The organism is Salinihabitans flavidus (assembly GCF_900110425.1).
In the GTDB taxonomy this organism is placed as follows: domain Bacteria; phylum Pseudomonadota; class Alphaproteobacteria; order Rhodobacterales; family Rhodobacteraceae; genus Salinihabitans; species Salinihabitans flavidus.
Genome location: NZ_FODS01000013.1, coordinates 39,034 through 53,421, shown reverse-complemented (window position 1 = coordinate 53,421; position 14,388 = coordinate 39,034). Strand labels below are relative to the sequence as shown.

Here is a 14,388-nt window from a genome sequence, read left to right as displayed (position 1 = left end):
CTTCGCGCACGCAGTATGATTTGCGCTCAGGCCGCGCAGGCGCATGTCAGTTTGCGCTCAGGCCGCGCAGGCCCCGGGGCTCTGCCCCGGACCCCGAGATATTTGATCCGAGAAGAGGAAACAGCCGGAATCACTCGCGCGCGCGCAAGATGTGCGCGGGGCGTGCGGTGAGCGGCGCCCAGGCGAAGGCCAGCCCGGCCAGAAGCGTGGCCGCGATACCCCCCGCGACGATGGCCAGCGCGTTGGGCCAGATCACGTCGAAGCCCGTCTCCAGCACATGGTGGCTCACGGCCCAGCCGCCCGCGATGCCGGCGGCGAGCGCCACAAGCCCCGCCCCCGCGCCCAGAAGCGCGGCGCGAATGGCAAAGCTCATCAGGATGCGGGCGCGGGTGGCGCCAAGGGTTTTCAGCACCGCCGCCTCGTAGCTGCGGCTGTGCTGGCCCGCGGCGGAGGCGCCGATCAGCACCAGAAAGCCGGTCAGCAAGGTGGCTGCGGCGCCATAGGCGGTGGCGGCGGCGAGCTGTCCGAGGATGCCGGAGACCTGATCGATCGCGTCGCGCACGCGGATGGCGGTGATATTGGGATAGGCGTTGGTCAGATCGCGCATCAGCGCGGCCTCGGCCCCGGGGTCGGCGTAGACGGTGGCGATGAAGCTGTGCGGTGCGGCCGAGAGCGCCGTCTCGTTCATTGCCATGACGAAGCCCATTCCGGCGGTGGAAAAATCGACCTCGCGGAAGCTGGTGATCGTGGCGGTGATGTCGCGTCCCAGTATGTTGACGGTGAGCGTGTCGCCCAGGGCGAGGCCCATTTCGGCGGCTTCCTCGGCCGAGAAGCTGACCTGCGGGGGGCCGTCGTAGGTTTCGGGCCACCATTGCCCGTCGGTGAGGGTCGTGCTGTCGGGTTGCGCGGCGGCGTAGGTCACGCCCCGGTCGCCGCGCAGCACCCAGTGTTCGCCTGCCACCTCGCGCGCGGGCTGGCCGTTGATGCGGGTGATCACGCCGCGCAGCATGGGGGCGGTCTGGGTGCGGGTGACATCCGGATCGCCTCTCACGCGGTCCAGAAACCCCTCCATCTGGTCCTTCTGGATATCGACGAAGAAGAAGGAGGGCGCGACAGCGGGCAGATCGCGGGCGATGGCGCCGCGCAGGTTGCCGTCGATCTGCCCCACGGCGGCGAGGACCGACAGCCCCAGCCCGAGCGACAGGACCACGGGTGTTGCCCCCTCGCGCGGGCCGGAGATGGCGGCGAGCGCCCAATGCAGGGCCGGGCGGCGGTGCGCGGCGGGGCGGGCGCGGGCGGCCAGCCAGCGGATGCCGAGCGCGGCGAGCGTCAGCACCCCGAGCGCGCCGGCGATGCCGCCCGTTGTCCAGAGCGTGAGCATGGCCGAGCCCGACAGCCAGCTTGCCGCGCCCACCAGCAGCGCCAGAAGCAGCGCCAGCGCGATCAGGTAGCGCGGTGCGGGCAGGGCGCGGCCCGACGACATGGCATCGCGAAAGAGCGTGGCGGCGCGGATATCCTCGGTCCGCGCGAGCGGCCAGAGCGTGAAGATGAGCGCGGTCAATACGCCATAGAGCGCGGCCTCGGCCAAGGGGGCGGGGTGGATGGTGAAGACCGCGGGCACCGGTAGAGCCGACTCGATCAGTGGCGCGAGGATCAGCGGCGTTCCGGCCCCGAGCACCAGCCCCAGCGCGATTCCCAGCACGCTCAGCGCACCGATTTGCAAGAAATATGTGGCGAAGATGGTGCCGCGATCCGCGCCGAGGCTGCGCAGGGTGGCGATTGTTTCGGTCTTGCCCGCGAGATAGGCGCGGATGGCCGAGCTGACGCCGACGCCGCCCACGGCCAGCCCCGACAGCCCGACCAGCACCAGGAAGGCGCCGAGCCGGTCCACGAAGCGGGCCACGCCCGGCGCACCGTTGCGCGCGTCGCGCCAACGCAGCCCGGTGTCCTCGAACCGCGACTCCGCCTGAGCACCGATGGTGTCCAGATCGGCCCCCTCGGGCAGGTCGAGCCGGTATTTCGTCTCGAAGAGCGTGCCCGGCTCCAGCAGGCCGGAGCCTTGCAACGCCTCGGTCGCCACGATGGTGCGGGGGCCGAGGGCGAAGCCGCTCGCGGCGCTGTCGGGCTCATTCACCAGACGGGCCATGAGGATGAAGGGTTGCGCGCCGAGACGGACCGTCTCGCCCGTCTTCAGCCCCAGCCGGTCGGCCAGAAGCGGGTGCATGACCGCGCCGGGAAGCCCGTCTTGCCCGGCGAGGGCGGCCTCGAGTGGCATCGCCGGGTCGAGCGAGACCGCCCCCCGGAGCGGATAGAGATCATCGACCGCCTTCACCTGCGTGAGCGCGCGTTCCGCACCGTCGGCGCGATCCACCACGGCCATGGACCGGAAATCGACCACTTCGGAGGTGCGCCGGGCGGTCTGCCTCATCCAGGCGCGCTCTTCTTCGGTGGCGAAGCGGTAGGTGAACTGCATCTCGGCGTCGCCGCCCAGAAGCGTGGCGCCCTCGGTCCTGATCCCGGCCTCGATGCTGGCGCGGACGGTGCCGATTCCGGCGATGGCGGCGACGCCGAGGGCGAGGCAGGCAAGGAAAATGCGAAAGCCGCGCAGGCCGCCGCGCAGCTCTCGCCGGGCGAAGCGGGCGGCGGTGGCAAGATTCATTCCGCGGCCTCGCGGTCTTCGGTGGCGATGCGCCCGTCGGCCAGCCGGATCATTCGGTCGCAGCGCCCGGCCAGCGCCTCGGCATGGGTGACAAGCACGAGCGTGGCGCCGTGACGGTCGCGCAGGCCGAAAAGCAGGTCGATGATCGCCTCGCCGTTGGCGCTGTCGAGGTTGCCTGTCGGCTCGTCCGCGAGCAGGATCTCGGGGCGGGGAACGGAGGCGCGGGCGAGCGCCGCGCGCTGCTGTTCGCCGCCCGACATCTGTGTGGGGTAGTGATCGGCGCGATGCGACAGGCCCACGGCGGCCAGCTCGTCGCGTGCGCGGTCCAGCGCGTCGCGCTGCCCGGCGAGTTCCAGCGGAGCCGCGACATTTTCCAGCGCGGTCATCGTGGGAATGAGGTGAAAGCTCTGGAACACGATGCCGACATGACCGAGGCGCAGGCGGGCAAGCTGATCCTCGGACATGGCGGAAAGATCGTGGTCCAGCGCGCGCACCGTGCCGCTCGTGGCGCGTTCGAGCCCGCCCATGAGCATCAGAAGAGAGGACTTTCCGGACCCCGATGGCCCCGTCAGGCCCAGCGTTTCGCCGCGCCCCACATCGAGTGTGATGTCGCGCAGGATTTCCACCGATCCGGCATTGCCTTTGAGTGAAAGGCACGCATCTTGGAGGGAGAGAATTGGGGTCATGAAAGGGGTGCCTGCTTATGATCGGTTACAAGCCATATGGGGCCTTGGGGTGGCTGAGCAAGGTTCTTGCGCTGCTTGCCCTGCTTGTGTCCGGCCCGCTCCGGGCCGAGGAGGTCAAGATTGTCGCGCTTGGTGACAGCCTGACGCAGGGTTACGGGCTGATTGAGCAGGAAGGTTTCGTGGCGCAGTTGCAGGCGTGGCTCGATGCGCGGGACGCGGAGGCGACGGTCGTCAATGCCGGCGTTTCCGGCGATACCACGGCGGGCGGGCTGTCGCGGGTGGAATGGGCGCTTGGCGCGGGCACGGATGCGATGATCGTGGCGCTTGGCGGGAACGACATGCTGCGCGGGATCGACCCGGCGTCGGTGCGCGATAATCTTGCGGGCATCCTTGAGGTGGCGGCGCGCGCGGAGGTCGAGGTTCTTCTTGTCGGGATGCGCGCGCCGGGCAATTACGGCGCGGAGTACAAGTCCGATTTCGACGCCATCTACCCGGAACTGGCAGAGACCCATGACACGCTCTATGTGGAGAGTTTCTTTATTGGAGTGGACGAGAGTGACCCGGCGGCGCGGCGCGATCTGTTGCAGCCCGACGGGATTCACCCGAACGCCGAAGGGGTGACGCAAATCGTGGAGGGGCTGGGCCCGCATGTGCTGCGCCTGATCGAGCGGGCGCGACAGGAGGGCGGTTGAGCCCCGGAATGACATCGGGCGCCGCAGGGGCGCCCGGTGCCGGAACGGCGGTGATGCTTCGCGTGTTCAGAGCAGCTCTATATTGACGGCGGATTCGCGCCCGTCGCGGCCCGATTCCAGATCGAAGCTGACTTTCTGGTCGTCGGCAAGGCCGGTGAGGCCGGACCGCTCTACCGCGGAAATGTGGACGAACACGTCCTTGCCACCATCTTCAGGGGCGATGAAGCCGTAACCCTTGGTGGTGTTGAACCATTTGACGGTGCCCTTGGCCATCGTCGTCTCTCCTCTTCAAGTTCCTGCCCGCGGAATTGCGGCAGGCCGGCGCAGTCAGTAGCGTAATCGAGATACTGAGCCCTTGAAGCAGCAGGTCGTCGATAGCGTAACATTGCAAAACGGATTTTTGCCGCAGAATCACCTTCATATCAAGGAAAATTTGAAACCCCGCAAGGAGCGGAGCCGATTGGTTCAGTGAAAGACTCAGATTATTTTACCAGTTGATAAAAAAAATATCCTGTGTCAGCCTGTCTCAAAGCCCACCACAAGAATACGGGGAGAGACATGACCAACACACCATTGAGCGCGGGCATCGTGGCCGGGCGTCTTGCGCCTGCGGAGCTTCAGCAGAACTTTGCCGATCTGCATCCGCCGCTGGACGATCACGAGGCGCTGGTGGCGGCGGACCGCTGCTATTTCTGCCATGATGCGCCCTGCATCACGGCCTGTCCGACCGATATCGACATTCCGCTTTTCATTCGCCAGATCGCCACCGGCACGCCGGAAGCGGCGGCGAAAACGATCTTCGATCAGAATATCCTGGGCGGCATGTGCGCCCGGGTCTGCCCGACCGAGACACTCTGTGAAGAGGCCTGCGTGCGTGAGATCGCAGAGGGCAAGCCGGTCGAGATCGGGCAGTTGCAACGCTATGCCACGGACCGGCTGATGACGCGCGGGGAGCATCCCTTTTCCCGCGCGAACCCAACCGGCAAACGTGTGGCCGTGGTGGGCGCGGGACCGGCTGGTCTGGCCTGCGCCCATCGTCTTGCAATGAAGGGGCATGACGTTGTCATCTTTGACGCGCGGGCCAAGCCTGGCGGGCTCAACGAATTCGGGATCGCCGCCTACAAGTCGGTGGACGGCTTTGCCGAGCAGGAGGTTGACTGGCTTCTCAAGATCGGCGGGATCACGGTGGAGACCGGCAAGGCGCTTGGCAATGGACTGACGCTGGAGGGGCTGAGCGGGGAGTATGACGCGGTGTTCCTCGGTATCGGGCTGGGCGGTGTCAACGCGCTTGGCCTTGAGGGCGAGGACCGCGACGGGGTGGAGGACGCGGTGTCCTTCATCGCGGACCTGCGGCAGGCGAGCGATCTGGCGGCGCTGCCGGTGGGCCGTGACGTGGTGGTGATCGGCGGCGGCATGACGGCGGTGGACGCCGCGGTGCAGTCGAAACTTCTGGGCGCGCTCAACGTGAGCCTTGTCTATCGCCGGGGCCGGGACCGGATGAACGCGAGCGCATACGAACAGGACCTGGCCGCCTCCAAGGGGGTGCGGATCATCACCAATGCCCGCCCCGTCGCGGTGCACGGCAACGGCGCCGTGCGCGAGGTCGAGTTCGAATATGTCACCGACGATCAGAAGCCCACGGGTGAGGGCTTCCGCCTGCCGGCCGATCAGCTTTTCAAGGCGATCGGCCAGACGCTTGAGGGCGAGGCGCTTCCCGAACTGGAGGGCCGCAAGATCAGGGTCACGGGCGCGGGGCGCACGTCCTTGCCGAACGTCTGGGCCGGGGGCGACTGCGCCGCGGGCGGCGACGATCTGACGGTGACGGCGGTGGCCGAAGGGCGCGACGCCGCCGAGGACATTCACGCCGGGCTGATGGGCTGAGGCACGCACACAACAGGGGCCGTAGCGGTCCCGCACACAGGGAGATAAGCAGATGGCCAATCTCGCAAGCGACTTCGTGGGGATCAAGTCCCCCAACCCGTTCTGGCTCGCTTCCGCGCCGCCGACGGACAAGGAATACAACGTGCGCCGCGCCTTCGAGGCCGGCTGGGGCGGGGTGGTCTGGAAGACCCTCGGCGCCGAGGGACCACCGATCGTCAACGTCAACGGGCCGCGGTATGGCGCGATCTACGGGGCGGACCGGCGGCTTCTGGGTCTCAACAACATCGAGTTGATCACCGACCGCGAGTTGCAGCAGAACCTCAAGGAAATCAAGGCGGTCAAGCGCGATTACCCGGATCGGGCGGTGGTCGTCTCGATCATGGTCCCCTGCGAGGAGGAGGCATGGAAGGCCATTCTTCCCGCAGTCGAGGAAACCGGCGCCGACGGGGTCGAGCTGAACTTCGGCTGTCCGCATGGCATGGCCGAACGCGGCATGGGCTCCGCCGTGGGGCAGGTGCCGGAATACATCGAGATGGTCACCCGCTGGGTCAAGCAATACAGCCGGTTGCCCTGTATCGTGAAGCTGACGCCCAATGTCACCTCGATCCTGCCACCCGCCATGGCGGCGGCGCGCGGGGGGGCGGATGCGGTCAGCCTGATCAACACCGTCAAGTCGATCACGAACGTCGATCTCGACCATTTCTCGCCCTTCCCGATGATCGACGGCAAGGGCAGCCACGGCGGCTATTGCGGCCCGGCGGTCAAGCCGATCGCGCTCAACATGGTGGCGGAGATCGCCCGGCAAGAGGAAACCCGGGGTCTGCCGATTTCCGGTATCGGCGGGGTGACGACATGGCGCGACGCGGCGGAATTCATGGCGCTTGGCGCGGGCAACGTGCAGGTCTGCACCGCTGCGATGACCTATGGCTTCAAGATCGTGCAGGAGATGATTTCCGGTCTTTCTCAATACCTTGACGAGAAGGACATGGAGATGTCCGACCTGATCGGGCGGGCGGTGCCGAACTTTGTCGAATGGCAGCACCTGAATCTCAACCATGTCACCAAGGCGGTGATCGATCAGGACGCCTGCATCCAGTGCGGGCGCTGCTATGCCGCCTGCGAGGATACCAGCCATCAGGCGATCGCGATGTCCGACGACCGGGTGTTCACCGTCAAGGAAGAGGAATGCGTCGCCTGTAACCTGTGCGTCGATGTCTGCCCCGTCGAGGATTGCATCACCATGCGGACCCTTGAGGCGGGAGAGATGGACCTGCGGACCGGGCTGCGGGTGAGCGCCGAGCATGGCGACTGGACCACCCATCCCAACAACCCGGCGGCGCGTCAGGCGGCCGAATAGGCGAATCAGGGTTAACGCGCTGAAATCGCTGAAAAACCCGTTTCGGTATCACGTCGGTAAAACGTCGGTATCGCGTCGGTATCGAAAACAGCCCCGGCCGGAATTGGCCGGGGTTAAACATGCGCGCGTTGCGCGGGGGGCTTGTGCGACCGGAGGGAGCGTTGCCGCCCACTGGCGGAGTCCGGACCGGCCATTCGGGCTTGTCTTGCGATCTTTCGCGCGGCACTGTCGTGGGTGCCAGTGTTTTTCAGTCGCGTTGCCAGAGCGGGCCCCTCATGCCGACACCATTCGACCCCGAAGACGTCCTGCGTCTCCCCCTGGTTGCCATTCTGGCCAGTTGCGAAACGGACGGCAGCCCCCGCAATGCGCCGGTCTGGTTTCACTGGGAAGAGGGTGCGCTGTTCATGCTGTCGGACGACTCCGCCAGCTCGGCGCGCCGGATTCTGAATGACCCCCGCGTTGCGGTCGAAATCATAGACTATGACAACGGGCAGGGCATCATGCGCCACCTTGGCCTGCGGGGCCGCGCAACCATCGAACCGATGAACCCGGCGCTGTTCCGCCGCCTGCTGTCGCGTTATCTCGGCCCCGACGAAACCCGGTGGAACCCGTGGTTCATCGAGACTGTCGCCCGGATAGATGACCCGTCCGGCCGCCTTATCCGGCTTGCGCCCGACAGCATATTCACCAATGACGTGAGCTTTTTCCGCACAGGACCAGAGCTTGCCACAAGTTGATCGGAGGGGCGGGTTGCGGTTGTTTGCTGCGCTTCGAACGAATGTCAGAGATGTGCAGGAAGCGGAGTTTGCAAATTTCTGGCAATAATCCCAAAATTATATCGATCAACCCACGATGTAGTAAAAGCGGCAGGGCCTTGGGGTTGCTGATGTCAAGACTCATGCACACATACGAATATTCTTGATGAGTGCTGACTTTCAGTGCATCAATTATGGTGCCGGCAGGCAAAGAAGACCGGTAAATCAATGGGAGGATCCAAGATGAAACGTTTTTTCATGCCAATTGCGGCGCTGCTCGCTGCAGTAACGATAACCTTCGCCACCGCAGAGCTCGCAAGTGCGGAAGGTTACGGAAAGCAGAAGGTTGTCTATCATATTAACTATGATGGCGGGCCAGACTCCAAAGCCTACAAGGGCGCGCTGCGGAACATCCAGAACCATATCAACGCAGTCGGCGACGAGAACCTCGATCTCAAGGTAGTTCTGCATGGAAACGGTCTCGGTGTGCTGATGGCGGCTAAATCGGACGACACCTTGCAAACCGTTGTCGGCTCGCTGAAGTCGCAAGGCGTGGATTTCCACGTCTGCAACAACACGCTGGTCGGGAGGGAAATAAGCTACGAGAATGATCTCTACGACGTGTGGGAGAGTGATATCGTACCGTCGGGCGTGGCAGAACTCGCACACCTGCAAGCGCAGGGATATACTTACATTAAGCCCTAATCCGCGTTTCATTTGCCGATAAGAAACCCAGCGCTGTCGCTGGGTTTTTTCTTGTTATGAGGTTCCAGGTTTGCGAGCAGACCAGAGCCAGCGCCGACCGGACGACAAGCTATTTGTGAGGCAGATACCTTGGAAAGGTCCTGAATGGGCTGGGTCCTGCCATTAGCCGTGCGCGTGACCCATGTGTGCAATGGGCCAGTCATTTCACGAAGGGGCGATCACGGGTCGCAATTTTAACCTCCCGCCCCCCAAGCGTTGCCGTCTGTCAGGTCAGTTCTCGGCGCTTTTCAGCGCCCACCTGCAGCTGGGCGCTCGGCGGCGGTCAGGGCGCCAGCAGCTTGCGATACATCGTGTCGAGATAGGCCGCCGCGCCGTCGAGCACGTCGTCTTCGCCGGCCATCAAAACCCGCACCTGCGCGTCGAAATCGGCGTAATGCTGCGTCGTGGCCCAGATCGAGAAGATCAGGTGGCGCGGGTCGAGCGGGGCGATCCGGCCCGCCTCCATCCAGCGGCGGATCAGCGCGGTCTTGTCGTCGAAGAGCGCCTTCAGTGTGGTCTCCAGATGCGGCTTCATGCGCGGCGCGCCTTGCAGGATCTCGTTGGCGAACAGGCGGCTCTCGCGCGGGAACTCGCGGCTCATCTCCAGCTTGCGGCGCACATAGGCGCAGATTTCCTCCAGCGGGTCACCGTCCGGGTCCATGTGGTCGAGCGGGTCGAGCCAGCTTGTCATCAACTGGTTGAGCAGCGAGACGTGAATCTCTTCCTTGCCGTTGAAATAATAGAGGATGTTGGGTTTCGACAGCCCGGCCTCCGCCGCGATCTGATCGAGCGTCGCGCCGCGATAGCCGTGGTGCGAGAACACCTCCAGCGCCGCGTCGAGGATGCGCCGGCGGTTGCGGATCTGGATGCGGCTGCGTTTCTTCACCGCGGTGGGGGCGCCCGTCATGCCGGTGGTATCCTCGTCTTGATGGAAGGGCGAGACTAGCGCGCCCGGTTTGCGCCGTCCAGTTCGCCCGCCGATGCGGCCGGGACCGCGCCGATACCGCGCAGGATGATCTGTTTCACGCTCTGTTTGGCGGCCTCCCATTGCGCGTCCGAGAGGGGGTCGCCGCCATTGAGCGTTTCGATCTGGTGGTTGAAATCGGCGTAATGCTGCGTCGTGGCCCAGAGCATGTACAGCAGGTGGCGCGGATCGACCGGATCCATCAGCCCCTGTTCGATCCAGCGTTCGATCACCGCGATCCGGCCATCTGTCCATTCCGTCAGCGTGGTTTCGAGATAGTCCTGTATGACCGGCGCCTGATGCATCACCTCGGAGGCCCAGACCTTGGAGCCTTCGGGGTGGCGGCGGCTGATTTCCATCTTGGCGTCGATATAGGCGCCCAGCCCCTCGACCGGGCCATCGGCGTGATCGAAGACGTCGGCGGCCTTCAGCCAGTCGAGAAAGATCGTCTGCACCACCTGCCGGTAAAGCGATTCCTTGGTGGGGAAGTAATAATGCAGGTTGGCCTTGGGCAGCCCGGCAACATCCGCGATAAGCTGCATCGTGGCCCCGCCAAAGCCCGCCGCCGAAAAGACTTTTTCCGCTGCCTGCAAAATAAGCTTCTCGCTTTCCCGGCGGCGATCCTTTCGGCTGTTGGGGCGGGCCTCGTCGTTCATGGCGCAAAATGATCCGAGAAAATTCTTGACCAGTTGGTCAGGCTGTGGTGCTTTGTTTTTGACCATATGGTCAGGATGGGGTGGAAGGCAAGAGGCCGCATAACGGCACGACCACCCTCCGCAACAAGGGAGAAGATTGCTATGGCCGCACCGGGTGAAAACCTCAAGATCAATGGCGACCGCCTGTGGGACGCGATTCACGAGATGGCCAAGATCGGCCCCGGCGTTGCGGGCGGCAACAACCGCCAGACTGTCACAGACGCCGACGGCGAGGGCCGCGCGCTGTTTCAGACATGGTGCGAGGCGGTCGGCTGCTCCATGGGGCTCGACCAGATGGGCAACATGTTCGCCGAGTATCCCGGCACCGATCCGCAGGCGCTTCCGGTCTATGTGGGCAGCCACCTCGATACGCAGCCCACGGGCGGGCGCTATGACGGCGTGCTTGGCGTGCTGGGCGGGCTGGAGATCCTGCGCACGATGAAGGATCTCGGCATTCGCACGAAGCATCCGATCGTGGTCACCAACTGGACCAACGAGGAAGGCACCCGCTTTGCCCCCGCCATGCTGTCGAGCGGGGTTTTCGCGGGGATGCACACGCAGGACTGGGCCTATGAGCGCGAGGATGCGGAGGGCAAGACCTTCGGGGATGAACTTCAGCGTATCGGCTGGCGCGGCGAGGAAGAGGTGGGCCAGCGCAAGATGCACGCCTTTTTCGAGCTGCACATCGAGCAGGGCCCGATCCTTGAGGCCGAGGGCAAGGATGTGGGCGTTGTCACCCACGGGCAGGGCCTGAGCTGGACGCAGGTGACGATCACCGGCAAGGACAGCCACACCGGATCGACACCGATGCCGATGCGCAAGAATGCCGGTCTGGGTATGGCGCGGGTGCTGGAAAAGGTCGATGAGATCGCCTGGAGCCACAAGCCCGACGCGGTTGGCGCGGCCGGACATATCGACATCTACCCCAATTCGCGTAACGTGATCCCCGGCAAGGCGGTGTTCACGGTGGATTTCCGCTCGCCCCAGCTTGAGGTGATCAAGGACATGGAACAACGGCTCCGCGAGGAAGGTCAGAAGATCGCGGACGACATGGGCCTTGAGATCGCGTTCGAGAAGGTCGGCGGGTTCGACCCGGTGAAGTTCGATGAAACTTGCGTGGCCGCGGTGCGGAACGCGGCCGAGCGGTTGGGCTATTCCCACCGCGATCTTGTGTCGGGGGCGGGGCACGATGCCTGCTGGATCAACCGGGTGGCACCGACGGCGATGGTGATGTGCCCCTGCGTCGACGGGCTGAGCCATAACGAGGCCGAGGAGATTTCAAAGGAATGGGCCGTGGCCGGGGCGGATGTCCTGATGCACGCGGTGCTCGAGACGGCGGAGATCGTCGAGTGAACATGAATCGGCGGGGCGGGGCGACCGTCCCGGCGCCTTCCGGACCATTTGACGCAAGACGGCGGCCCCGGGCCGCGCTTGCCGAACAGGGAGAAGAGCAATGACAACCAAGGTGATCAAGGGCGGAACCGTTTGCACCGCCGACCGCACATGGAAGGCCGATGTGCTGATCGAGGACGAGACCATCAAGCAGATCGGCGAGGATCTGAAGGGCGATGAATATATCGACGCCGAGGGGGCCTATGTCATCCCCGGGGGCATCGACCCGCATACGCACATGGAAATGCCCTTCATGGGCACCACCGCCGCCGAGACCTTCGAGACCGGCACCTGGGCCGCCGCCTGCGGGGGCACCACGATGCTGGTGGATTTCTGCCTGCCGGGCCCCGATGGCAGCATCAAGAACGCGATCAACGAATGGCACCGCAAGTCGGCGCCGCAGATATGCACCGACATCGGCTATCACATGGCGGTCACCGGCTGGAACGAGACCATCTTCAACGAGATGAAGGACGCCGTGGAGATGGGCGTGAACTCGTTCAAGCACTTCATGGCCTACAAGGGCGCGCTGATGATCGAGGACGACGAGATGTTCGCGTCGTTCAAACGCTGCAAGGAGCTGGGCGCGCTGCCGATGGTGCATGCCGAGAACGGCGATCTGGTGGCCGACATGCAGGCGCAGATGCTGGAGAAGGGCATCACCGGGCCGGAGGGCCACGCCTATTCGCGCCCGCCGGAATTCGAGGGCGAGGCCGCGAACCGCGCCATCACCATCGCCGATACCGCCGGCGTGCCGCTTTATATCGTGCATGTGTCCTGCGAGCAGGCGCATGAGGCGATCCGGCGCGCGCGGCAGAAGGGGATGCGCGTCTATGGCGAGCCGCTGGCGCAGTTCCTGACGCTGGACGAATCGGAGTATTTCAACACCGACTGGGATCATGCCGCGCGCCGCGTGATGAGCCCGCCGTTCCGCAACAAGGAGCATCAGGACAGCCTCTGGCACGGGCTTCAGGCCGGCAGCTTGCAGGTGGTGGCCACAGATCACGCCGCCTTCTCGACCGAGCAGAAGCGGATGGGGCTGAACGATTTCACCAAGATTCCCAACGGCTCCAACGGGCTTGAGGAACGGCTTGCCGTGCTCTGGACGCGGGGCGTGGAGACCGGGCGGCTGACCCCGAACGAGTTTGTCGCCGTCACCTCGACCAATGTGGCCAAGATCCTCAACATCTACCCCAAGAAGGGGGCGATCGTGGAAGGGGCGGATGCCGATATCGTGGTGTGGGATCCCAAGATCACCAAGACGATCAGCGCCAGCAATCACCATTCGATCCTCGATTACAACGTGTTCGAGGGCTTCGAGGTGACCGCGCAGAGCCGCTATACCATCTCGCGCGGGGAGGTGATCTGGGCCTGGGGCCAGAACAGCCAGCCGCAGCCCGGACGAGGCCGTTTCGTGCCGCGCCCGGCCTTCCCCTCGGCGCATACCGCGCTGAGCAAGTGGAAGGAACTGACCGCGCCGAAGCAGATTCACCGCGATCCGATGAATATTCCGGCAGGGATCTGAGCGCGGGGCGCCGGGCCAGCCCCGGCGCCTTTCTTTTACCCATGAACGCCCGGTATGATCCGGGATGTGCAAAGGCAAGACAACGTGACAACATCCCCAGTGATCAGCGCGAAGAACATGTCGCTGACCTTTCAGACCAACGACGGCCCGATCCATGCGCTGCAAGATGTCAGCCTGGACATCGAAAAGGGCGACTTCGTGAGCTTCATCGGCCCGTCGGGCTGCGGAAAGACGACCTTTCTTCGGGTCATGGCCGATCTTGAACAGCCCACGGGCGGCGAGATCACCGTGAACGGCGTCAGCCCCGAAGAGGCCCGCAAGGCGCGCGCCTATGGCTATGTGTTTCAGGCCGCCGGACTTTATCCGTGGCGCACCATAGGTGGCAACATCCGCCTGCCGCTGGAAATCATGGGCTTTTCCAGGTCCGAGCAGGCCGAGCGTGTCAAGCGCGTGCTGGAGCTTGTGGAACTGGACGGCTTCGAGAAGAAATTCCCATGGCAGCTTTCGGGCGGGATGCAGCAGCGGGCGAGCATCGCGCGCGCACTGGCCTTCGACGCCGATATCCTGCTGATGGACGAGCCGTTCGGCGCATTGGACGAGATCGTGCGCGATCACCTCAACGAGCAGCTTCTCAAGCTGTGGAAGCGAACCGAAAAGACCATCGCCTTCGTGACCCATTCGATTCCCGAGGCGGTCTATCTGTCCACAAGGATCGTGGTGATGAGCCCGCGGCCCGGACGAATCAGCGAGGTGATCGAAAGCCCGCTTCCGAGGGAACGGCCGCTCGACATCCGCGACACGCAGGAATTCCTCGACGTCGCGCACCGCGTGCGCGAGGGGCTCAGGGCGGGGCATGCCTATGACGAGTGAGTGTCTTGAAACGGCCCGGGGGGTCTCGGATGCCCGCCACCCCCCGGTGCCGTGCCGCCTTTCGGGCAAGGTGGCGGCCCCTTTCTCCGTTCACGGCCATCGGCTCTCCAGCCTGTGCCGCGAGAGCAGGAGACCATCAATTCCTTTCTCTGTTCTTAAAATACTCAA

At 64.6% G+C, this 14,388-nt stretch carries 13 protein-coding genes; 8 read left to right on the top strand and 5 right to left on the bottom strand.

Annotation, left to right across the window (positions count from 1 at the left end; genetic code table 11):
• Positions 1-130: 130 nt before the first annotated feature.
• On the bottom strand, positions 131-2,659 hold the full coding sequence (locus BMW66_RS11530; protein WP_093118620.1) for an ABC transporter permease: 2,529 nt from the start codon (positions 2,657-2,659) through the stop codon (positions 131-133).
• Positions 2,656-3,345: an ABC transporter ATP-binding protein gene (locus tag BMW66_RS11525; protein ID WP_093118618.1), complete on the bottom strand. Its 690-nt coding sequence runs from the start codon at positions 3,343-3,345 to the stop codon at positions 2,656-2,658. Before BMW66_RS11525 ends, BMW66_RS11530 begins: the two co-directional genes overlap by 4 nt.
• A gap of 17 nt (positions 3,346-3,362) precedes the next feature.
• On the opposite strand from BMW66_RS11525, the gene BMW66_RS11520 reads away from it, so the two are divergent.
• Positions 3,363-4,037 carry an arylesterase gene (locus tag BMW66_RS11520; protein ID WP_093118616.1) on the top strand — a complete coding sequence of 225 codons (675 nt, stop codon included), beginning with the start codon at positions 3,363-3,365 and terminating at the stop codon, positions 4,035-4,037.
• A gap of 66 nt (positions 4,038-4,103) precedes the next feature.
• On the opposite strand, the gene BMW66_RS11515 is transcribed toward BMW66_RS11520, so the two are convergent.
• Positions 4,104-4,310: a cold-shock protein gene (locus tag BMW66_RS11515; protein ID WP_093118614.1), complete on the bottom strand. Its 207-nt coding sequence runs from the start codon at positions 4,308-4,310 to the stop codon at positions 4,104-4,106.
• 285 nt (positions 4,311-4,595) lie between these two features.
• Between BMW66_RS11515 and BMW66_RS11510 the strand changes: the two genes are divergently transcribed.
• From BMW66_RS11510 to BMW66_RS11495, 4 genes are all read left to right on the top strand, one after another.
• On the top strand, positions 4,596-5,918 hold the full coding sequence (locus BMW66_RS11510) for an NAD(P)-dependent oxidoreductase (protein ID WP_093118612.1): 1,323 nt from the start codon (positions 4,596-4,598) through the stop codon (positions 5,916-5,918).
• A gap of 52 nt (positions 5,919-5,970) precedes the next feature.
• Positions 5,971-7,275: an NAD-dependent dihydropyrimidine dehydrogenase subunit PreA gene (gene preA, locus BMW66_RS11505; RefSeq protein WP_093118610.1), complete on the top strand. Its 1,305-nt coding sequence runs from the start codon at positions 5,971-5,973 to the stop codon at positions 7,273-7,275.
• Between the two features lie 275 nt (positions 7,276-7,550).
• Positions 7,551-8,012: a pyridoxamine 5'-phosphate oxidase family protein gene (locus BMW66_RS11500; RefSeq protein ID WP_093118608.1), complete on the top strand. Its 462-nt coding sequence runs from the start codon at positions 7,551-7,553 to the stop codon at positions 8,010-8,012.
• Between the two features lie 261 nt (positions 8,013-8,273).
• A complete protein-coding gene (locus BMW66_RS11495; RefSeq protein WP_175483223.1) occupies positions 8,274-8,735 on the top strand; it encodes a DsrE family protein in 462 nt (153 codons plus the stop codon).
• A gap of 322 nt (positions 8,736-9,057) precedes the next feature.
• Here BMW66_RS11495 and BMW66_RS11490 read toward each other — a convergent pair whose 3' ends face one another.
• Together BMW66_RS11490 and BMW66_RS11485 are read right to left on the bottom strand one after the other, a co-directional pair.
• Positions 9,058-9,681 carry a TetR family transcriptional regulator C-terminal domain-containing protein gene (locus BMW66_RS11490; RefSeq protein WP_093118606.1) on the bottom strand — a complete coding sequence of 208 codons (624 nt, stop codon included), beginning with the start codon at positions 9,679-9,681 and terminating at the stop codon, positions 9,058-9,060.
• A gap of 35 nt (positions 9,682-9,716) precedes the next feature.
• On the bottom strand, positions 9,717-10,394 hold the full coding sequence (locus tag BMW66_RS11485; protein WP_093118604.1) for a TetR/AcrR family transcriptional regulator: 678 nt from the start codon (positions 10,392-10,394) through the stop codon (positions 9,717-9,719).
• 141 nt (positions 10,395-10,535) lie between these two features.
• Between BMW66_RS11485 and BMW66_RS11480 the strand changes: the two genes are divergently transcribed.
• The 3 genes from BMW66_RS11480 (at position 10,536) to BMW66_RS11470 (ending at position 14,220) form a co-directional block, all read left to right on the top strand.
• The gene (locus tag BMW66_RS11480; RefSeq protein ID WP_093118602.1) at positions 10,536-11,786 is read left to right on the top strand and encodes a Zn-dependent hydrolase; all 1,251 of its coding nucleotides are present in this window, start codon (positions 10,536-10,538) and stop codon (positions 11,784-11,786) included.
• Between the two features lie 100 nt (positions 11,787-11,886).
• Positions 11,887-13,350 (top strand): dihydropyrimidinase, encoded by a 1,464-nt coding sequence (gene hydA / locus BMW66_RS11475; protein WP_093118600.1) that lies wholly within the window; start codon positions 11,887-11,889, stop codon positions 13,348-13,350.
• 117 nt (positions 13,351-13,467) lie between these two features.
• The gene (locus tag BMW66_RS11470) at positions 13,468-14,220 is read left to right on the top strand and encodes an ABC transporter ATP-binding protein (protein WP_245729463.1); all 753 of its coding nucleotides are present in this window, start codon (positions 13,468-13,470) and stop codon (positions 14,218-14,220) included.
• The last annotated feature ends 168 nt before the right edge of the window (positions 14,221-14,388 follow it).